This window comes from Photobacterium sp. DNB23_23_1 (assembly GCF_052873815.1).
The window spans coordinates 59,455-79,397 of record NZ_JBNNXT010000009.1; the positions used below are offsets into that span (position 1 = coordinate 59,455).

At 51.2% G+C, this 19,943-nt stretch carries 23 protein-coding genes and 1 other RNA gene; 17 read left to right on the forward strand and 7 right to left on the reverse strand.

Features of this window, described 5'->3' with window-relative positions:
- The first annotated feature begins 414 nt into the window (after window positions 1-414).
- Genes mlaF through murA form a run of 7 tightly spaced genes read left to right on the forward strand, consistent with a single transcriptional unit; the run spans window position 415 to window position 5,038 of the window.
- Window positions 415-1,239, forward strand: a complete 825-nt coding sequence (gene mlaF / locus ACVA53_RS08090) for a phospholipid ABC transporter ATP-binding protein MlaF (RefSeq protein WP_446504868.1) — start codon at window positions 415-417, stop codon at window positions 1,237-1,239.
- Window positions 1,236-2,018 carry a lipid asymmetry maintenance ABC transporter permease subunit MlaE gene (mlaE, locus tag ACVA53_RS08095; RefSeq protein WP_255040775.1) on the forward strand — a complete coding sequence of 261 codons (783 nt, stop codon included), beginning with the start codon at window positions 1,236-1,238 and terminating at the stop codon, window positions 2,016-2,018. Before mlaF ends, mlaE begins: the two co-directional genes overlap by 4 nt.
- Before the next feature lie 38 nt (window positions 2,019-2,056).
- Complete coding sequence (mlaD, locus tag ACVA53_RS08100; RefSeq protein WP_255040776.1) at window positions 2,057-2,533, forward strand: outer membrane lipid asymmetry maintenance protein MlaD; 477 nt, start codon at window positions 2,057-2,059, stop codon at window positions 2,531-2,533.
- A gap of 12 nt (window positions 2,534-2,545) precedes the next feature.
- Complete coding sequence (gene mlaC, locus ACVA53_RS08105) at window positions 2,546-3,190, forward strand: phospholipid-binding protein MlaC (protein ID WP_255040777.1); 645 nt, start codon at window positions 2,546-2,548, stop codon at window positions 3,188-3,190.
- Window positions 3,183-3,494 (forward strand): STAS domain-containing protein, encoded by a 312-nt coding sequence (locus ACVA53_RS08110; RefSeq protein ID WP_446504869.1) that lies wholly within the window; start codon window positions 3,183-3,185, stop codon window positions 3,492-3,494. The genes mlaC and ACVA53_RS08110 overlap by 8 nt, the downstream gene beginning before the upstream one ends.
- Before the next feature lie 20 nt (window positions 3,495-3,514).
- Window positions 3,515-3,772 (forward strand): BolA family iron metabolism protein IbaG, encoded by a 258-nt coding sequence (ibaG, locus tag ACVA53_RS08115; protein ID WP_255040779.1) that lies wholly within the window; start codon window positions 3,515-3,517, stop codon window positions 3,770-3,772.
- Between the two features lie 9 nt (window positions 3,773-3,781).
- A complete protein-coding gene (gene murA / locus ACVA53_RS08120) occupies window positions 3,782-5,038 on the forward strand; it encodes a UDP-N-acetylglucosamine 1-carboxyvinyltransferase (RefSeq protein ID WP_255040780.1) in 1,257 nt (418 codons plus the stop codon).
- Between the two features lie 101 nt (window positions 5,039-5,139).
- Here the strand turns inward: murA and degS are convergent, their stop codons facing one another.
- The 3 genes from degS to zapG form a co-directional block, all read right to left on the reverse strand.
- Window positions 5,140-6,207 (reverse strand): outer membrane-stress sensor serine endopeptidase DegS, encoded by a 1,068-nt coding sequence (gene degS, locus ACVA53_RS08125; protein ID WP_255040781.1) that lies wholly within the window; start codon window positions 6,205-6,207, stop codon window positions 5,140-5,142.
- A 189-nt stretch (window positions 6,208-6,396) separates the two neighbouring features.
- On the reverse strand, window positions 6,397-7,764 hold the full coding sequence (locus ACVA53_RS08130; RefSeq protein ID WP_255040782.1) for a Do family serine endopeptidase: 1,368 nt from the start codon (window positions 7,762-7,764) through the stop codon (window positions 6,397-6,399).
- Between the two features lie 109 nt (window positions 7,765-7,873).
- Window positions 7,874-8,323: a Z-ring associated protein ZapG gene (zapG, locus tag ACVA53_RS08135; RefSeq protein ID WP_255040783.1), complete on the reverse strand. Its 450-nt coding sequence runs from the start codon at window positions 8,321-8,323 to the stop codon at window positions 7,874-7,876.
- A gap of 240 nt (window positions 8,324-8,563) precedes the next feature.
- On the opposite strand from zapG, the gene zapE reads away from it, so the two are divergent.
- The 8 genes from zapE to sspB all read left to right on the forward strand — a co-directional run bounded on the left by zapE (window position 8,564) and on the right by sspB (window position 15,025).
- Window positions 8,564-9,661: a cell division protein ZapE gene (zapE, locus tag ACVA53_RS08140; protein WP_255040847.1), complete on the forward strand. Its 1,098-nt coding sequence runs from the start codon at window positions 8,564-8,566 to the stop codon at window positions 9,659-9,661.
- A 284-nt stretch (window positions 9,662-9,945) separates the two neighbouring features.
- Window positions 9,946-10,374, forward strand: a complete 429-nt coding sequence (gene rplM, locus ACVA53_RS08145; protein ID WP_255040784.1) for a 50S ribosomal protein L13 — start codon at window positions 9,946-9,948, stop codon at window positions 10,372-10,374.
- Window positions 10,375-10,389: 15 nt separating this feature from the next.
- Complete coding sequence (gene rpsI, locus ACVA53_RS08150; RefSeq protein ID WP_107350045.1) at window positions 10,390-10,782, forward strand: 30S ribosomal protein S9; 393 nt, start codon at window positions 10,390-10,392, stop codon at window positions 10,780-10,782.
- Window positions 10,783-11,214: 432 nt separating this feature from the next.
- A complete protein-coding gene (gene petA, locus ACVA53_RS08155) occupies window positions 11,215-11,805 on the forward strand; it encodes a ubiquinol-cytochrome c reductase iron-sulfur subunit (protein ID WP_255040785.1) in 591 nt (196 codons plus the stop codon).
- Complete coding sequence (locus ACVA53_RS08160) at window positions 11,805-13,070, forward strand: cytochrome b (RefSeq protein WP_255040786.1); 1,266 nt, start codon at window positions 11,805-11,807, stop codon at window positions 13,068-13,070. The genes petA and ACVA53_RS08160 overlap by 1 nt, the downstream gene beginning before the upstream one ends.
- On the forward strand, window positions 13,067-13,804 hold the full coding sequence (locus ACVA53_RS08165) for a cytochrome c1 (RefSeq protein ID WP_446504870.1): 738 nt from the start codon (window positions 13,067-13,069) through the stop codon (window positions 13,802-13,804). Before ACVA53_RS08160 ends, ACVA53_RS08165 begins: the two co-directional genes overlap by 4 nt.
- A gap of 85 nt (window positions 13,805-13,889) precedes the next feature.
- Window positions 13,890-14,528, forward strand: a complete 639-nt coding sequence (gene sspA, locus ACVA53_RS08170; protein ID WP_107350041.1) for a stringent starvation protein SspA — start codon at window positions 13,890-13,892, stop codon at window positions 14,526-14,528.
- Between the two features lie 2 nt (window positions 14,529-14,530).
- Window positions 14,531-15,025, forward strand: a complete 495-nt coding sequence (gene sspB, locus ACVA53_RS08175) for a ClpXP protease specificity-enhancing factor (protein WP_255040848.1) — start codon at window positions 14,531-14,533, stop codon at window positions 15,023-15,025.
- 90 nt (window positions 15,026-15,115) lie between these two features.
- Here sspB and ACVA53_RS08180 read toward each other — a convergent pair whose 3' ends face one another.
- Genes ACVA53_RS08180 through ACVA53_RS08195 form a run of 4 tightly spaced genes read right to left on the reverse strand, consistent with a single transcriptional unit; the run spans window position 15,116 to window position 18,449 of the window.
- Window positions 15,116-15,655 carry a BON domain-containing protein gene (locus tag ACVA53_RS08180; protein WP_255040788.1) on the reverse strand — a complete coding sequence of 180 codons (540 nt, stop codon included), beginning with the start codon at window positions 15,653-15,655 and terminating at the stop codon, window positions 15,116-15,118.
- 21 nt (window positions 15,656-15,676) lie between these two features.
- Window positions 15,677-16,267, reverse strand: coding sequence for a phosphoheptose isomerase (locus ACVA53_RS08185; RefSeq protein WP_107350038.1), 591 nt, complete (start codon window positions 16,265-16,267; stop codon window positions 15,677-15,679).
- Between the two features lie 3 nt (window positions 16,268-16,270).
- Window positions 16,271-16,639: a YraN family protein gene (locus ACVA53_RS08190; RefSeq protein ID WP_255040789.1), complete on the reverse strand. Its 369-nt coding sequence runs from the start codon at window positions 16,637-16,639 to the stop codon at window positions 16,271-16,273.
- A complete protein-coding gene (locus ACVA53_RS08195) occupies window positions 16,623-18,449 on the reverse strand; it encodes a penicillin-binding protein activator (RefSeq protein ID WP_255040790.1) in 1,827 nt (608 codons plus the stop codon). The genes ACVA53_RS08190 and ACVA53_RS08195 overlap by 17 nt, the downstream gene beginning before the upstream one ends.
- 61 nt (window positions 18,450-18,510) lie before the next feature.
- On the opposite strand from ACVA53_RS08195, the gene rsmI reads away from it, so the two are divergent.
- Together rsmI and rnpB are read left to right on the forward strand one after the other, a co-directional pair.
- Window positions 18,511-19,371: a 16S rRNA (cytidine(1402)-2'-O)-methyltransferase gene (gene rsmI / locus ACVA53_RS08200; protein WP_255040791.1), complete on the forward strand. Its 861-nt coding sequence runs from the start codon at window positions 18,511-18,513 to the stop codon at window positions 19,369-19,371.
- A 96-nt stretch (window positions 19,372-19,467) separates the two neighbouring features.
- An RNA gene (gene rnpB / locus ACVA53_RS08205) (RNase P RNA component class A) lies at window positions 19,468-19,857 on the forward strand.
- The last annotated feature ends 86 nt before the right edge of the window (window positions 19,858-19,943 follow it).

Consider the following 19,943-nt stretch of genomic DNA (forward strand, 5'->3'; position numbering starts at 1 on the left):
TTTTGTAAAAGTGTGCTGGATTGAATCACTACTGCATGCCGGGTGTGGGACTGTGATCCAATTGGGGGTGATAAATATAAGAGACCAATTTTGACGGTTCGGTCATGAAAAAGAAAGCAAAAGGGGTGAGAAATTGATTAATAGAGGAGGATTTTTATGTCCTTGGCGAAGAGCCTGAACAGGGCGGGACGGATCCGACTCAAAGAGGGGAGGCGTTTTGGGCTTGGCGTACACTGTAATTGTCAACCGGACCGAGAAATCACAGACTTCTTACAGTTCATCTCTTGAGTTGCTAGCATATTCTACCTATCATCAAAGACATAAAGATAACTAATTAATTCTATTCATATAATGTCGCTTGTTATGATAGCAGGTGGGTAATTGGACAGGCAGGACGGCCAAAATAAGGTAACTATGGAGCAGACAGAAGCGTTGGTTTCCATCCGGCATATGACTTTCTCCCGTGGTGAGCGGAAAATCTTCGATGATGTGTCGCTGGATGTGCCGAAGGGCAAAGTGACGGCGATCATGGGGCCCTCAGGGATCGGAAAGACCACCTTGCTACGGCTTATTGGGGGACAGATCTTACCGGATAGCGGCGATATCTGGTTCGACGGCTGGAATATACCAACCCTTAGCCGAAGCGAGCTGTATCAAGCACGCAAGAAAATGAGCATGTTATTCCAGTCCGGGGCGTTGTTCACTGACATGACGGTGTTTGACAATGTGGCCTTTCCGCTGCGCGAGCATACAGAGTTACCGGAAGATTTGTTGCGTACCTTGGTACTGCTCAAACTTGAGGCCGTTGGTCTTAGAGGAGCAGCTCAGCTAACGCCGAGTGAACTCTCTGGTGGTATGGCCCGGCGGGCCGCACTGGCAAGGGCGATAGCCCTTGACCCCGATCTTATTTTGTACGATGAACCTTTTGCCGGCCAAGACCCGATTACTATGGGCGTGATCGTAAAGCTGATCCGCGATCTTAACCTGGCGCTCGGTATTACATCGGTGATTGTTTCCCACGATGTGCCTGAGGTAATGAGTATTGCCGATCATGTCTATATTCTTTCTGGTAGCCAGATTATTGGTCAGGGCACGCCGCAGCAGCTATTGGATAATCCCGATCCACGTATTCGCCAGTTTATTGATGGCTACGCCGATGGGCCGGTGCCGTTCCGCTATCCTGCCTTGCCAATGGAGCAGGATTTGTTTGCGAGTGATGGCAAGGAGCAGCAAGCATGATCACTGAGTTTGTTTCCCGTCAGGGCCGGCGGGCGCTGGATATATTCCAGACTATGGGCCGGGCAACACTGGTACTTTACGGCGCGCTGGTTAGTCGGCCTCAACCTGGCAGGATGTTCCCGCTGTTGCTGCGACAGCTGTATTCGGTCGGTGTGCTGTCGGTAGCGATTATTTTGGTTTCAGGCCTGTTCATCGGCATGGTTTTGAGTCTGCAAGGTTATATTGTGCTGGTGGACTTCGGGGCCGAAACCAGCCTTGGCCAAATGGTTGCTTTGTCTTTGCTGCGAGAGTTGGGGCCGGTGGTGACCGCTTTGCTGTTCGCCGGACGGGCTGGCTCGGCATTGACGGCTGAAATTGGCTTGATGAAAACCACCGAGCAGCTGTCGAGTATGGAAATGATGGCCGTTGATCCTCTACGTCTGGTGATTGCACCGCGTTTTTGGGCCGGTGTCATTTCGTTGCCGCTGCTGACGATGCTGTTCTGCGCTGTCGGTATCTGGGGCGGTCAGCTGGTAGGCGTAGATTGGAAAGGGATTGATTACGGCAGCTTCTGGTCGGTGATGCAGTCTTCGGTCGACCTTGGTTACGATATTGGTAACAGCATTATCAAGTCTGTGGTGTTTGCCATTACCGTCACATGGATTGCGGTATTTAATGGGTACGATGCGGCACCGACATCCGAAGGGATCAGTCGGGCAACGACCCGTACCGTGGTGAATTCGTCTTTGGCTGTGCTGGGCTTGGATTTCGTCCTTACCGCCATGATGTTTGGCAACTGATAAAGCCGCAATGCGGTAATACAACAGGGAAAAAACTGATGCAGCAAGCGAAAAAACTAGAATTATGGGTAGGCAGCTTTGTATTGGCTGGCTTTGCAGCCCTACTGGTGTTGATCTTCAAGGTTGCCGATGTACAGAACTTGGGGGGATCGGACACCTATACCCTTGAGGCGCATTTCGACAATATTGGCGGCTTGAAAGTTCGCTCGCCGATCAAGGTTGGTGGGGTGACGGTGGGGAAAATCACTAAGATTAGTTTAGAAGCGGAAACCTATGTGCCGGTGGTGACCCTGGCGATAGAGAAAAAATTTGGGTATTTCCCTGAGACGAGCTCGGCCGCCATTTTGACCTCTGGCCTATTGGGCGAGCAGTACCTTGGGATTTCCCCTGGCTTTGTTGATGAAGGCATTGAGATGCTTACAGATGGTGGTTTGATTGAGGACACCCGATCCGCACTCGTTTTGGAAGATATGATTGGCCAGGTGTTGTATAGCATCGGTGAAGACAGTAACTAAGAGAGCACACTTATGAAATGGTTTCGTTATGTACTTATGATGTTTATCTGCTTGCCGCTGGTTTCGCAGGCTGCTGTGGTCGACAAGAGCAACCCCTACACTATGATGGAGCAGGTATCGAAGGCAACGTTTGCCCGCTTGAAGTCGGAGCAGAGTTCGATCCAGCAAAATCCTGAACGTTTGCGCACCATCGTGCAGCAAGAGTTGCTGCCTTATATCAATACTCGCTATGCCGCTTATAAGGTATTGGGTCCTAACTTGAAAAAAACCACGGAGCAGCAGCGTAATAACTTTGTGGCCGCGTTCACTGACTACCTGGTTGCCTCTTATGCTCAAGTGCTGACCCAGTATACGGATCAGGACATTGAAATCGAGTCGCCAAAATCGATCCCGGACAATCGCACTGTGGTGTCTGTCCGTGTAGATATTGTTGATACCAAGCGCCCACCTATCCGTCTGGATTTCAAGTTACGTAAGAACAAGAAAATTGGCGAATGGCAAGGCTTTGATATGGTGGCTGAAGGGGTCAGCATGATCTCGACTAAACAGAGTGAGTGGAGTGGTCAGCTGCGCAGCCAGGGTGTTGATGCTGTGACCCAAGATCTGAAGCGCTTAGCGGCCAAGCCAATCCGTCGTGAGTCAGAAAACAATGACTAAGCAAAAGATTGGGTGGCAAGCTCAGGAAAATGGTCTTTACCGCTTGTCAGGGGCATTGGAACGTGACACAGTTCCAGCTTTTTGGCAGCAACGCCATGAATGGATGCCGCAAGATAGCGCTGTACAGCTTGATCTGGCGGCGGTTGGGCGGATCGACTCTGCTGGCATGGTGATGTTGCTGCACGTATACCAACAGCTGAGCCTGAATGGGGCTGAGCTGAAAATATTGAATGTGCCAGAGCAGCTTGTCACGCTGCTTCGTCTGAGTCACGTTGAGTCAATGTTAGCTGCTTGCATTGAATGAGCAGCGAAAGAGGATAGCTTGTGGAAATCTCTGAAATTAAGAATATTCTAGAAAATGCTCTGGAACTTGACGAAGTGATCGTCAAGAGCGATGGCAGCCACTACGAAGTGATTGCCGTTGGCGCCATATTTGAAGGTATGAACCGTGTTAAAAAACAGCAGGCTATCTACGGCCCGCTGATGGGGCAGATCGCAGCGAATGAAATTCATGCGTTGAGCATCAAAACGTACACGCCTGAAGAATGGGCGCGTGACAAAAAATTGATGTCCCTGTCTTAAGAGGTAATGATGCAGAAGTTTCGAATCCAGGGCGGTGGCCCATTGAGTGGCGAAGTCTCCATTTCTGGTGCTAAGAATGCAGCATTGCCTATTTTGTTCGCAGCCCTATTGGCCGAAGAGCCGGTAGAAGTCGCGAATGTGCCAAAGTTACGTGACATCGACACCACCATGGAACTACTGAGCCGCTTGGGCGCCAAAGTCTCCCGAAATGGTTCAGTCCATGTGGATGCAGGCCCGGTCAATGAGTTCTGTGCGCCGTATGAGTTGGTGAAAACCATGCGTGCATCAATTTGGGCGCTGGGCCCGCTAGTGGCTCGTTTCGGTCAAGGCCAGGTGTCTCTGCCGGGCGGCTGTGCAATTGGTGCTCGTCCTGTGGATCTACATATCCACGGCCTTGAGCAGCTAGGTGCAGAAATCACCTTGGAAGAAGGTTATGTGAAAGCCTCGGTTGATGGTCGCCTGAAAGGTGCCCATATTGTGATGGATAAAGTCAGCGTGGGTGCGACCGTGACTATCATGTCTGCGGCAACACTGGCCGAAGGCACAACCGTTATCGAAAATGCGGCCCGCGAGCCGGAAATTGTCGATACGGCTGATTTTCTCAATACGCTGGGTGCGAAGATTACTGGTGCCGGGACCGATACCATCACTATCGAAGGTGTTGAGCGTTTGGGTGGCGGCTACCACGAAGTCGTCGCTGACCGTATCGAAACCGGTACATTCTTGGTTGCTGCTGCTGTCTCTGGCGGTAAGATCATGTGTCGCAATGCCCGTCCATCATTGATGGAAGCGGCGTTGGCCAAGCTTGAAGAAGCCGGCGCTAAGGTTGAAACCGGTGATGACTGGATCAGCTTAGACATGACTGACCGTGAGCTAAAAGCCGTTAATATCCGCACGGCGCCGCATCCAGGTTTCCCAACAGACATGCAGGCGCAGTTCTCGTTGTTGAATTTGATGGCGAAAGGAACGGGGATCATTACTGAAACGATCTTCGAAAACCGTTTCATGCATATCCCTGAGCTGATCCGTATGGGTGCTCATGCAGAAATCGAAGGCAACACGGTGATCTGTGGTGATACCGATGGCCTGAGCGGTGCTCAGGTAATGGCCACGGACTTGCGTGCCTCTGCCAGCCTAGTGATTGCCGGTAGCATCGCGAAAGGTGAGACGATAGTTGATCGTATCTATCACATCGACCGCGGCTACGAGCATATTGAAGACAAGTTCAGTGCCTTAGGCATGAACATCGAGCGTTTTAGCGAGTAATGATAATTACCGTTTGAATGACATAAAAAAACCAGCCTTTCGGCTGGTTTTTTTGTGTCTTTTTTTCGGACCGTATAGCCTATCGCCCCTGGCCTGAGTTTTTAATACCCACTTGGTTCATCACCAATTTTCACTGTCAGGTTAGTCGGCTTGCCGTTGCGTAGTACTTTCATCTCGACTTCAGTACCTGGGCGGAGTTCGGTAACGACATCCAGTACGTTACGGCGGTCAGTGATCCGTTTACCGTCAATCTCTATCAAGATATCCTGCACTTTGAAGCCAGCGTTGGCGGCCGGGCCGTTAGGATCCATACCCATAACGATGATCCCGCTGATCTGCTCGGCATCATATAGCCTTGCCATGACAGGGTTGATATCCCGCGCTTCCAAGCCAATATAGCCGCGAATAACCCGCCCGTCGGCAATCAGCTTATCCATGATTTTCTGGGTTAGCTCATAGGGAATCGCAAACGAGATACCGTAGGTTTCAATATCCGTTGTCTGTTGGAAGGAAGCCGTATTGATCCCGACAAGCTCGCCGCGGGTATTGACTAGGGCACCACCAGAGTTGCCTTCGTTAATGGCTGCATCGGTTTGTAAGAAGTCCTGCCGGCCATAGAAGCTCATTCCCGAGCGGCCGGTAGCGGAGATGATCCCGTAAGTGGTGGTCTGGCCCAGGTTGTATGGGTTGCCGATTGCCAGCACCACATCACCGACGGCGGGACGGTAGTCAGGACTGGTTGGGATCACCGGTAAATTATCGGCTTGGATTTTCAACACCGCCAAATCGGTACGCTGATCTTTACCGATCAGTTGGGCGGTGAGGATACGGCCGTCCTGCAGCGCAACAATAACTTGATCGGCTTCTGCCACAACATGATAGTTGGTGACGATATAACCTTTGTCGCTCATGATCACGCCCGAGCCCAAGCCTTGGGTGCTAAGTTGCAGGCGGTCTTCGGCATTGTAGCGGCGGTTGTAGATATTCACGACTGCCGGGGAAGCGCGGCGAACGGCATAGTTAAAAGAAACTTGGGTCTGGTTAACTTCAACCGGGGCCAATACCTGAGGCGTATCGAACATTTGGGTGCGAAGGGCAGGGAAGATAAGCAGCAGGGCGATGGCTGTCACGACACCAAGCAAAATGGATCTAGCCAAAAAAGCCAGCATGTTCGCTCCCTTGAGTGAATAAACTACTGATAATAATCGAAGAGGGTATCATTACCTTAGACAAGATACCAAATGTTGGCTGTGTATTTTATTGAATAAATGAATGAAAGTTTAGTCGGAACTAAGCTGGTTCCGTGGTGGGAGAAAAGGCATATGGCAGCCGGGCAGGCCGGCTGCCTGTGGGGCGGGTTAGCGGATGATAAGATAAAGGACGCTGTTGTCTCGTTTGACCTCAAGGGCCAGTACACTCGGTTTTTTATCAAGGGCTTTTCTCAGCTCACCCAGATTACGGACGGCTTGTCGATTGACGCCGAGGATAATGTCCCCTTCTTGCAGGCCAAAACGGGCAGCTTCGGAGTTCTCCTGCAGACTAGTGACCTTGACACCTTTGGCACCATCACTCGATGTGGTATTGGCGAACTCAGCACCGGCCAGACCCTCATGTAAACTCTCTGCTTTTACCTTGTTGGCGGAGCTTTCCTGCAGCTTAGCGGTGACATCTATTTCTTTGCCGTCACGGACAATACCCAGCGTCACACCTTTGCCTGCACCCAGGGTGGCGATTTTAGCTCTCAGCTCACCAAAGGTGCGGATCTGCTTACCATTAACCGATACGATGATATCCCCGGCTTTTAAGCCCGCTTTCTCGGCAGCGGAGTCAGGCATCACCTGGTTGATGAAGGCGCCATGGTTGGTCTCGTAGCCAAAAGCTTCAGCTAGCTCGGAGGTCAGCTCACCGCCTTGTACGCCAAGGATACCGCGTTTGACTTCGCCAAATTCGAGGATTTGCTCGGTCAGGTTTTTCACCATGTTGACCGGGATAGCAAAGCCAATCCCGACATTGCCGCCATTGGGGCCGAGGATTGCAGTATTGATGCCGATCAGTTCGCCGTTGAGATTGACCAGGGCACCGCCAGAGTTACCGCTGTTGATGGCGGCATCGGTCTGGATGAAGTTTTCGAAGTTTTCGATATTCAGTCCGCTGCGGCCAAGGGCTGAGATGATCCCGGAGGTGACTGTTTGGCCGAGGCCGAATGGGTTACCGATGGCGACGGCAAAGTCGCCGACGCGCAGTCTGTCGGAGTCGGCTAGTTTTATTTGGGTCAGGTCGCTGGCGTCTTTCAGCTTGAGCAGGGCGATATCCGACATTTCATCGCTACCGATCAGTTCGGCGGTGACCTCTCGTCCATCATGTAGCTGGACCATGATCTTGTCTGCACCACCGATTACATGGTGGTTGGTAACGATATAGCCTTTGTCGGCGTCGACAATCACTCCCGAGCCTAAACCGCGGAAAGGGCGCTCTCGAATTTGTTCTTCAGGAAAGTCTGGGCCGAAAAAGAAGCGGAATGTTTCGGGTAAACGCTGTTTGGATACTTGCTTACCTTCAACGGCAATGCTGACGACTGCAGGGGTAACTTGCTCTAGCATTGGGGCTAGGCTGGGCATCTGCTGGTTGTTAACTGACTGGGGAAGGGCGGCTGTTGCCGTCACTGGGGTAATAACAGAGCTGATACCGATGGTCAGGGCGCTTAAAACAAGTATTGTTTTTTTCATTATGACTAAACTCCGATTTTCAAGTCCAAGTGCAGGCACACTTCCTAGTATGTTGATATACCTGCTTTATCTCAGACTTGAAAACGGGTGTTTAGTTCCTAAGATTTTTTTAGCTCGCCTTTGACTCTTCAGTTTCAGGCTTTAGCTCGTCGGCAACGGGTTCTGGTTTTTGGTCTTTTAGCAGGCCCGTAGCACCATTGGCGTAATCGCGTGGCTGTTCGTCCTGAGCTTCTTTGGTGTCTTTCACCGCTTCCAGTGTACTGATTCGGCGGGCAAATGGGTTATCTTGAGCCGGTAGGTTCGGCATCAGCTCGGTCGATGTTTTCGCCATGTGTTCGTAAAGCTTGCTGTAGTCTTTGGCGATGTTATCCAGCAGATCTGAGCTCTGGGCGAAATGGTCAACCAGCTCCTGACGGAACTGCTCGAGTTCATATTTTGACTTCTCTAGCTCTTTTTTCAGTTCTTTTTGCTGCTTCAAGCCTTTATTGCTCAGCCGCGTGGCAAAGGCACCGACAATGGCACCGGCAATGAAAATCAACAGCGCATAAATCCAAGCCATGAAAAACTCCTTTTGCTCTTTTATGGGGACAGGGGGATAACGGCACCGTGGGGCAGGCGTACCTGCGGGGGAAACGGTAAACGCTTATCATCATCCCTGTTGTATAACACTGAGATTTAATTGGTGCTGAATAGATCACCAACTTCATCTGCTCATCAACTTGTTTAGATACTATACATGTACATGGAGCAGCATGGTACTATCTCGCACATGGATAATGACGGTTTGGGCTTAACAAGGATGACCCCACAACAAAAATATCAACACGACCTTGAGCGCAGCGACTTTGTTGCCGATCCGGCTCAGGCGATGGCCGTAGGCCACCTTGATGACCTCTATCACCGGCTTCAGGCCCCACGGGCTGTACCACAAAGAAGCTGGGCTGATCGTTTGATGCGCCGTCCGGCTGAGCCTGCAGCACCGGTAAAAGGGCTCTATTTCTGGGGCGGGGTAGGGCGTGGCAAGACGTATCTGGTCGATACGTTTTATGACTGCCTACCGACAAAACGCAAGATGCGGGTCCATTTTCACCGTTTCATGCACCGGGTTCACCAGGAGCTGAAACAGCTGGAGCAGCAGTCGGATCCGCTGGAAGTTGTCGCCGAACGGTTTTGTGTTGAAACCGATATTATTTGCTTTGATGAGTTTTTTGTCTCAGATATTACCGATGCGATGATCCTTGGTACCCTGTTCGAAGCCCTGTTCCGCCGGGGTATCACGTTGGTGGCAACGTCGAATATTCCCCCCGATGAGCTTTACCGAAATGGCCTACAGCGAGCCCGCTTCCTTCCTGCTATTGAACTTATTAAGACCCACTGCGAAGTGGTGAATGTGGACTCTGGAATTGATTACCGGTTGCGAACGCTGGAGCAGGCTGAAATATACCATTTCCCGCTAGACGAACAGGCTGAACACAATATGCTGCATTATTTCGAGCAGTTGGCCGCTGGCGAGCATCGAGTGGGGGGGACGATTGAGATCAATAACCGGGCCCTGCCGATCCGGCATGAAGGAGAGGGGGTGATCCATTTTGATTTCTCCACCCTGTGCCAAACTGCCCGTAGCCAGAGTGATTATATGGAGCTGTCGCAGATCTACCATACTGTCTTGTTGTCTGGGGTGACGCAGATGGTTGAGGACGACAGCGATACAGCCCGGCGCTTTATCGCCCTTGTCGATGAATTCTACGAACGCAACGTCAAATTGATTATTTCTGCCGAAGTGGGCTTGGCGCAATTGTATCAGGGCGAAAGGTTGGCTTTCGAGTTTAAGCGTTGCTGTTCACGACTGATCGAAATGCAGAGCCACGACTATTTAGCCAGTGCGCACCTGCCATAATGCCGCTGAGGTAGGGGTTGGTCATTGTTGTAAAAAAGGCTCTAAATAGAGGCTGATAACTTTTAGTTTTGGGCCTTAGCCCCGTCAAGTGAAAAAATCGTAATTTTTTTTCAAAAAAAGGTGATTTTTTCTCCACCCTTCCCTATAATCTTGCGACCCACCGTACCTGTAACGGCAAAAGCCGGGAGTGCCAACTACTCGAAGGGGTTATGACTGGGGCTCTGTACAGAGGGAGCATACTGCTCCTGTAAAGTGAAACTATTTAATTTTGGGTAATAATTAGCATGAAAACTTTCGTTGCTAAACCAGAAACAGTAAAACGTGACTGGTATGTTGTTGACGCTGAAGGTAAAACTCTTGGTCGTCTAGCAACTGAAATCGCATCTCGTCTACGTGGTAAGCACAAGCCGGAATACACTCCGCACGTTGACACTGGTGACTACATCGTAGTTATCAACGCTGAAAAAGTTGCAGTAACTGGTGCTAAGCGCACTGACAAGATGTACCACCGCCACACTGGTTACATCGGTGGTCTGAAGTCTATCAGCTTCGAGAAACTTCTTGACAAGAAACCAGAGATGATTATTGAAACTGCTGTTAAAGGCATGCTTCCTAAAGGTCCTCTAGGCCGTGCTATGTACCGTAAACTGAAAGTTTACGCAGGTACTGAGCACAATCACGCTGCACAACAGCCTAAAGTTCTAGACATCTAATTGGGGAAGATGACAATGGCAGAGAATCAATACTACGGCACTGGTCGCCGCAAGAGCTCAGCTGCTCGTGTTTTCATTAAACCGGGTACTGGCAACATCGTAATCAACAAGCGTAGCATCGAAGAATACTTCGGTCGCGAAACTGCTCGCATGGTTGTTCGTCAGCCTCTAGAGCTAGTAGAAATGCTTGAGAAGCTTGACCTATACATCACTGTTAAAGGTGGTGGTATTACTGGTCAATCTGGTGCTATCCGTCACGGTATCACTCGTGCACTTATGGAATACGATGAAACTCTACGTCCAGCACTACGCGCAGCGGGTTATGTAACTCGTGATGCACGTAAAGTTGAACGTAAGAAAGTTGGTCTACGTAAAGCACGTCGTCGTCCACAGTTCTCTAAGCGTTAATTTTACGCTTCAGAATTTATTCTGGAAACTGTGTGCAAAAGCTCAACCTTCGGGTTGGGCTTTTTTATTATCTGAATTATCCGCCTGTTTCGTCACATCTAAGCAACATTTCCTCCGTGCTTAGCGGTATATCCGCGCCTTTCTTTGATCCTTTTAGCAGTTTAAATTAGCTATACAACAGCCTTTTGTACTATTAAAAATAACAAAAAGAACATACCTCTCACATTTGTTGCGAAAAGGTAGCTTTGTCTTGTCAAAAAGTGGGGTTTTATTTATCATTTGGCGTGATAAGCAACAGCTTTGTATCACCATTTTGGCCTTCCGGGTTGGAAGGGAGCTGTTGTTTCTTTCCGTTGAAAGTTAGCCGTAAGCTCCAGGGACGCACAAGGACATAATAATAATCCAGAGCGGGAGCACATGGGAGAATGTTGGATGAGCAATGCGCCAGTAAGTAACGGCCGACGCCGCTTCCTGACTGCGACGACTTCGGTTGTTGGAGGCTTGGGTGCAGCCGCTGTAGCCGTGCCTTTTATCAAATCATGGAACCCGAGCGCGAGAGCAAAAGCCGCGGGAGCACCAGTTGAAGTTGATATCAGTAAGTTGGAAGAAGGCCAAATGGTTCGCGTCGAGTGGCGTGGTAAACCTGTTTGGGTGGTCCGCCGTAGCGACGCTGTTTTGAAAGAATTGGGTGGCCATGACGGCCAGCTTCGTGATCCGTCTTCGGCGGAACCTCAGCAGCCCGGATATGCCCAGAATGAATTTCGTTCAGTTAAACCTGAAATCTTTTTAGCCGTCGGTATTTGTACCCACCTAGGCTGTTCACCTACCTATTTACCTAATACCTTCAGTGAGCAGGTCAATGGTATTTCGTCTGGATTTTTCTGCCCATGCCACGGGTCGAAATTTGATATGGCGGGCCGGGTTTTTGCTGGGGTGCCAGCGCCATTGAACCTGGTGGTGCCACCTCATACATTCCTGGATGATAATACCATTGTGGTTGGTCAGGACGAGGAGAATGCCTAATGGATGCATTACTTGGATGGTTTGAAAAACGCCTGCCAGTGATGAATGCCTATAAGAAGCATTTGTCAGAGTACCCAATGCCGAAGAACTTCAACTTCTGGTATATCTTTGGCTCTTTGGCCATGCTGGTGTTGGTCAACCAGATCATTACCGGGATCTGGCTGACAATGAACTACGTGCCTTCCGGCGACGGGGCTTTTGCCTCGATAGAATACATCATGCGTGATGTTGAGTACGGGTGGCTACTTCGTTACATGCACTCGACGGGGGCTTCGGCATTTTTTGTCGTGGTTTACCTGCATATGTTCCGTGGCTTGATCTACGGCTCTTACCAGAAACCTCGTGAGCTGTTGTGGCTGTTCGGGATGCTGATCTTCTTGGTGTTAATGGCCGAAGCCTTTATGGGGTACCTATTGCCATGGGGCCAGATGTCTTACTGGGGGGCGCAGGTTATTATTTCGCTGTTTGGTGCCATTCCAGTGATCGGCGATGATCTGACATTGTGGATCCGTGGTGACTACGTGATCTCCGGTGCGACACTGAACCGCTTCTTCGCCCTTCACGTTATTGCGCTGCCAATCGTGCTGCTACTGCTGGTTGTACTACACATTCTCGCATTGCACGAAGTGGGCTCAAACAACCCGGACGGTATCGAAACCAAGTTACCTAAAGGCAGCAAGGGGGAAGACTATAAGACCCAGTTCCCGTTCCACTCTTACTACAGCAAGAAGTACGACATTATCGACTCTATCCCTTTCCATCCTTACGGGACGGTGAAAGATATGGTGGGTGTGGCGGTGTTTGCCTTCCTGTTCAGTTACGTGATCTTTTTCAACCCAGAGATGGGCGGCTACTTCCTTGAGCCACCTAACTTTGAAGCGGCCAACCCGCTGAAGACCCCTGAGCACATTGCACCGGTTTGGTATTTCACTCCGTTCTACGCCATCTTGCGTGCGGTACCGGACAAGCTGCTGGGTGTTATTGCGATGGGAGCCTCGATTGTTGTGCTGTTCCTACTGCCATGGCTGGATCGCTGTAAGGTGCGTTCATACCGCTATCGCAGCAAGCTTCACCTGGCCAATATCGTCCAGTTCACTATCAGCTTCGTTGCATTGGGTATTCTGGGGGCACTGCCAGCAACCCCGACGTACACCCTTATGGCGCAGATCTTCAGCTTTGCGTATTTCATGTTCTTCGTTCTGCTGTTCTTCTATAGCAAAAATGAAGCAACCAAACCGCTACCAGAGAGGGTAACATTCAAATGAAGACGTTGATTGTAATGCTATTTGCCCTGCTACCGTCTCTGGCTATGGCGGCGGGCCCATCGGTGCCGTTGGATAAAGCAGGCAATGATCTGACGGATAAGGCTTCGCTGCAGCGTGGTGCCCAGACCTTCATGAACTACTGTTTCGGTTGTCACGCGACCCAATACCAGCGTTATGAACGAGTCGCAACGGATTTTGGCATCCCCTCTGATCTGATGATGGAAAACATGGTGTTTGATCCTGAAGCCAAGATTGGTGATCTGATGATCAATGCGATCCCGACTGAATACGCCGCGGCGTCTTTCGGTGCGCCTGCACCTGACTTGACCATGGTGGCCCGAGTTCGCGGCAGTGACTGGCTATATACCTACCTGCGTTCATTCTATGCGGATCCTAGCCGTCCGTTTGGGGTGAACAACGTGGTTTTCCCAAGCGTGGGTATGCCTCATGTGCTGGAAGAGCTGCAAGGTGTGCCGAGCAAAGTGTACGAATTCCGCCTGATTGATGGCGAAGAAGTGCAGGTATATGTTGGTATCGAATCTGATGGAACGGGTGAGTTGAACGATGAAGAATATGATGAGGCTGTCCGTGATCTCGTCAATTTCCTCGAATATTCAGCAGAGCCAATGAAATTAGAACGCCAGCGAATGGGTTACTGGGTTATGGGCTTTATCGTGATATTCTTTGTACTAACATTACTGTTGAAGAAAGAATATTGGCGTGATGTCCACTGATCAGGTAATCTAGTGGGTTAGAATCTCGCAATGGGGGCCGGTGCCCCCGTTGCTTTTTGTGTATTTAAGTATACTGGAGGGGTTAATGGCTGTTGCTGCCAATAAACGCTCGGTGATGACTCTGTATTCTGATGCTTCTGACATCTACAGCCATCAGGTGCGTATCGTACTAGCAGAAAAAGGTGTAAGCGTTGAAATTGAGCTGGTTGACCCAAACAACCTGCCGGAAGATTTGCTTGACCTAAACCCGTACAACTCTGTGCCGACCTTGGTTGACCGTGAGCTTGCACTTTACCAAGCAAGTATCATTATGGAGTACTTGGATGAGCGTTTCCCTCATCCGCCATTGATGCCTGTTTACCCTGTTGCTCGTGGTAACAGCCGTTTGATGATGTACCGTATCGAACGTAACTGGTACACATTGGCTGAGAAAGTGAATAACGGCACAGCTGACGAGGCTGATAAAGCGCGTAAGCAACTGCGTGAAGAGCTGATGGCTCTTGCCCCAGTATTTGCTGAGTTCCCTTACTTCATGAGCGAAGAGTTCAGCTTGGTTGACTGTTACCTGGCACCGCTGTTGTGGCGTCTGCCTGAAATGGGTATCGAGCTGACTGGTGCTGGTGCCAAAGAAGTCAAAAACTACATGACTCGCGTATTTGAGCGTGACTCGTTCTTGGCCTCGTTGACTGAAGCAGAGCGCGAAATGCGTTTGGCTGGCAATTAATGATGGACATCGACAACATGACACCGCGTAGACCATATTTGTTGCGCGCTTTCTATGATTGGCTGGTAGATAACGACTTGACCCCGCACTTGGTGGTTGATGCAACGCTACCGGGTGTCAAGGTTCCGATGGAATTTGTCAGTGATGGACAAATTGTCCTGAACGTTGCCCCGCGTGCGGTCGGTAATTTGGAGCTGGGCAACGAGGCTATCAGCTTCAGTGCTCGCTTTAGTGGCCGACCTCATACGGTGATTGTCCCGCTTTATGCCGCTATGGCTATCTATGCCCGCGAAAACGGTGCTGGCACTATGTTCGAGCCAGAGCCTGCTTATGCGACTGATATGGCTGACATTGAAGAGGTGGAAGGTATTGTTGAAGAGCAACCTCAGGAAGCGCTTGCGCCTGTTGAGGCGGTGACTGAAGCTGTATCTGAATCCGAACCCGATGATGAGCCACCGCGCCCTCGTGGCCGCCCAAGCCTCCGCGTAGTGAAATAATCACGCCGTAAACGTGGTGAAGTCAACGCATAAAAAAACGCAGCTATCGCTGCGTTTTTCTTTTCTGGGTCCATTCTTTTGACGCTAACCTTAGTCCTCAGGGTATTCAAACACCTTAACGACTTTCTTTACGCCAGACACATTGCGGGCGATATCGGCGGCAACGTTACCCTGCTCACGGCTGATATAGCCGAGCAGGAACACCTCCTGACCTTCGGTGACTACCTTGATGGTCGCATCCCGCAACTGTTTGCTTCCGATGATCTGGGCCTTAACCTTGGTGGTCAGCCAGCTGTCTTTGCTGACTTCACCCATCAAGGGTAATGGGCGGATCTGGAGCTGGTTGTATACCGTGTTGACGTTTTTCAGCTCACGCACTTGTTGTTCGAGCTGGCGGCTGTAGGCCTGATCGGTAGCCTGGCCGACCAGCAATACTTTTCCTTCCACGGCAATAGCATTTACCCGGGTATGCTGTCGGTAAGGCGGCTTGTTGGCCAGACCGCCGACTTCCATTTCGATTTCTTGGTCATGCCATTGCTGGGTGACCGAGCGGTTGTCAGCCGGGTCTAAAGCGGCACAAGCCTGTAGGCCGAATGCCAGCAGGAGAACAAATAGCGAACGCCAGTTCATGGTTTACCTTCCTTGTTGAGCTTATCCTTCGTGATGGGGGAACAAGACCTTGTCGATCAGATCACACAGGCAATGGACCACCAACAGTTGCCCTTCCTGGATCCGGGCTGTGCGCTGTGACGGAATGCGGATCTCGACATCTTGGATACCGAGCAGGCCTGCCATTTCGCCACCGTCTTTGCCGGTCAGGGCAATAATAGTCATATCTCGGGTCAGGGCCGCTTCCATGGCCTTGATAATATTCTTGCTGTTGCCGCTGGTCGACAGTACGAATAGGATATCGCCGGCCTGGCCTAGAGCCCTAACTTGCTTAGAGAAAATTTCATCGTGGTGATAGTCGTTTGCCACTGCCGTCAGGGTAGTAGTATCAGCCGTAAGAGAAAGGGCTGGCAGGCTTGGACGCTCGGTCTCGAAGCGGTTGATCAGGCAGGAAGCAAAATGCTGCGAGTGTGCAGCCGAACCACCATTACCGCAGCAGAGGATTTTGTTGCCATTGAGCAGGCTTTGCACCATGACCTGAGCTGCCTGGGAAATTGCGTCTGGCAGAGCCTCGGCGGCGGCAATCTGGGTTTGGATGCTTTCAGTGAAACTTTCTTTGATGCTCTCTAGCATGGATTAACCTTCTACTAGGATGTTGGTAAACCATTCGATCTGTGGGGGGATACCTTCGAGCGATACCACATCAAATCGAAACTCTGTGTGTTCAATGGCGAAGCCATTTTTCTTAAGCCAAAATAAGGCTGCACGCTTAACGCGTTGCTGTTTGCGCCAGTTTACCGCTTCTGCGGCCGAACCGTAATGGTTGTTTTTACGGAATTTAACTTCGACGAAGACCCAGCACTGTTTATCGCGCATGATCAGGTCTATTTCGCCGTTGCGGCATTGGAAGTTACGGGTGTGAGATTGCAGGCCATGGCGGCAGAGATACTGCTCGGCCATAGCCTCGTAGGTTTGCCCTTGCTGACGCTTATTGAGCGGACTCAATACCGTTCCCGGTATAGATAGCCCAGCTAAGCTTACGTTGGATCACACACTCGTCATCCAGGCTGAGCTGGCCGGTATTGCCCTGGGTCGTGTAGTTATCGACCACACGCATCTGTGGCAGCTCGGACACCATTTTGTAGGCATCCATCCCGAAGGCATGAAGGCGGACATCGGTGTTTTGGCTGTCCGGCCACAATTCTTCATAGCGGTTCATGAAGTTGTGGTTGGCATCAATAAGTAGCGGGATATCGCTAAACTCGATGCCGCGGATTTCTGATGTGTTGGCATCACGATCCGGGTAGCTGCGTGAGCTGGCGTACAGTTTCGGTTGCGAGGCATCCGGGTTGATGGCCACTTCGATAAACGGCTTGAGCAGGGTCAGCTCGTTGACATTGGCGATCAGGTACACCGCATCGGTATCACGGCGGCTACGTGGCTCGGCTTCAAGATCCATTCCCAGTACCTGCTGCATTTGCTTGATGCGGGCTTGGCTATCGGTCAAACCAAATACCGCGGCAATCTCCTGCTGGATCTGCTTGCGCGAGCTGAACTGGCGGGTTGCCGGTGTATTGCCGGTCAGTTGCTGCCATTGTTCGATAAAGGCATTGCTGACACGTCCGCCAAAGCTGTTGCCAGGAGCTAATACCATCGGGTATTGGTGACCCTTGGCAAAGAGGTGGCGAGCAGCCTGCTCGGCTTCCTGCTCAGGAGAGAGAGAGAAGTAGCAGGCATTCTCTTGGGTCAACTGGCTTGGATCTGGTTCATTGAGGGCTAACAGGGCAATGTTGCTGCTGTTGGAGCGCTGGAACTCGGTGATCTTGTTTTTGCGCAGAGGACCGATCACCATCTCGACGCCGCTTTGCTCGAGCTTGGCCACAATCGTTGCCATGCTTTCGGCTTCCGTATCGTAGACGGTCAGCTCGGTTTGTGCCTCACGGCCGGTGTCGTCAAGCATGGCATTGATAAAGCCATCGCGGACCGCTTTGCCCGATTGCTCGAAACGGCCGGTGAGGGGCAGCAGCAGGGCAACATTATCGAGCTGGGCTATTTCCAGCGACATAATGCTGTCCAGATCGGTTGGCAGGTATTGATTCGCCGGGTGGTAAGGGTGACTGGCCAGCCAATCTTCGACCATGCCCTTGAGTTTGACTGGGCGCTGGGAGTAAGTGTTTTTCAGCACCGCCAGCTGGATCCAGCCACGCAGAACCTCTTCGTCACCGGTAAGGGTAACGGATTGGAGCTGGTTATTGCTGTAGTTGGACAAGTCCTGCCACAGATTCTGCCAGTTCGCGGCTTTCTGGTCATTGTTCAGGTACTGATCCAGTGCGGTACGCGAACGGGCTGCGTTGAGCGGCTGGTTGGTCTGACGGAAAAGCTCAGCCCGCAGCATGTGGTAGCGCAGGTACTGGCTGTCGGCCAGGGTCCACCATGGCTGGAAGTTCAGTGAATCAAGGGCGGCCTTAGGCTGGCCTTGCTGATAGCCCAGGGTCGCCCGTGCTAACTGCCATTCTGCCATCTGCAGCGGATCCATGTTCATCCGGCCTAGGCGGGTGGCAAGTTGGTTGGCTTGGCTCCACTGGCCTTCCTTGATTAGCGCTTTGAGCGCCAGGATATTCCAGTTGATGCTCTCGGCACCTTCACTTGACTCGGCTTTGATCAGATAATTGGCTGCACTATCAGTAGCGGCAGCTGTAATATCGGTGGCCACGACAGGCTGGTTAGAGGTACTACAGCTTGCCAAAAGCACGGCAAGGGCTACAGGGGCTAACAGTCGTGATACACTTTTACGCTTATGGGTAAAATTGAGCATTGAATTCATTCAACTGTGACAAATTACTCTCTATATTAATTGCAGATGAGATCTTAGACAAATGAGTGAGACCAATTCATGCATGGTAGATGTCGCAACTTTGTACATCGTACCTACTCCAATCGGTAATTTGGCGGACATTACGCAGCGTGCATTGGACGTATTGGCAAATGTCGATTTGATTGCCGCCGAGGATACGCGACATACATCGCGCCTTCTGACCCATTTTTCGATCTCGACCCGCACCTTTGCGCTTCACGATCACAATGAACAGCAAAAAGCTGATTATCTGATCGAAAAACTTCAGGCCGGTACCAGTATCGCACTTGTGTCCGATGCCGGTACGCCGCTGATCAGTGATCCAGGATACCATCTTGTCAATCGTTGTCGTCAGGCGGGTGTTAAAGTTGTCCCGCTGCCGGGGCCTTGTGCGGTTATTACTGCGCTTAGCGGTGCAGGCTTGCCGTCTGATCGTTTCAGCTTCGAAGGCTTCCTACCACCCAAGAGCAAGGGGCGTCGTGACCGTTTCCAGGAGCTGGCCGATGACGAGCGTACGATGATTTTCTATGAGTCACCGCACCGTATCACGGATTCTCTGGCTGATATGTTGGCCGTACTGGGTCCTGAGCGTCAGGTGGTCTTGGCTCGTGAGTTGACCAAAACCTTCGAGACAATTCACGGCGCACCGCTGGGTGAGTTGATCGACTGGCTTGGTGAAGACAGCAACCGTACCCGCGGTGAGATGGTCTTGCTGGTTGCGGGCCACCGTGCCGAGAAAGAAGATCTGCCGGCTGATGCCCTGCGTACACTGGGTCTGCTGGTTAAAGAGCTGCCATTGAAAAAGGCTGCGGCCCTTACGGCAGAAATCCACGGAGTGAAGAAGAACGCGCTGTATAAGTGGGGATTGGAAAACCTCGACTAATGGCCTATAGCCATCTTGTTGTTATTTCAACCGCCTCTGGATTTTGTAGGATTTTTCACTGGTAACTGTGAGCCAAGTCCTATACAATCGCCTGCCTGAGTTGGCCAAGGTAACCGCTGCCTCGTTGATGTCCTTTGGGAGACTGACGGGGGGGAGGAAAGTCCGGGCTCCACAGGGCAGGGTGCCAGATAACGTCTGGGAGGCGCGAGCCTACGACCAGTGCAGCAGAGAGCAAACCGCCGATGGCCCATTCTTCGGAGTGGTGCACAGGTAAGGGTGAAAGGGTGCGGTAAGAGCGCACCGCGCGGCTAGTAATAGTTCGTGGCACGGTAAACTCCACCCGGAGCAAGACCAAATAGGTCCCTAATGGCGTGGCCCGCGTTGGGGACGGGTAGGTTGCTTGAGCCTGTGAGTGATTGCAGGCCTAGAGGAATGGTTACCACCGCGCAAGCGGGACAGAACCCGGCTCATCGGCCAACTCACCCCTTTAGTACAAAAGGTGATGTGAGGTCTCTTGCGAGGCTTTGCATCACCTTTTGTCGTTTTAGCCCCGCAATAAATATCAAGTGATT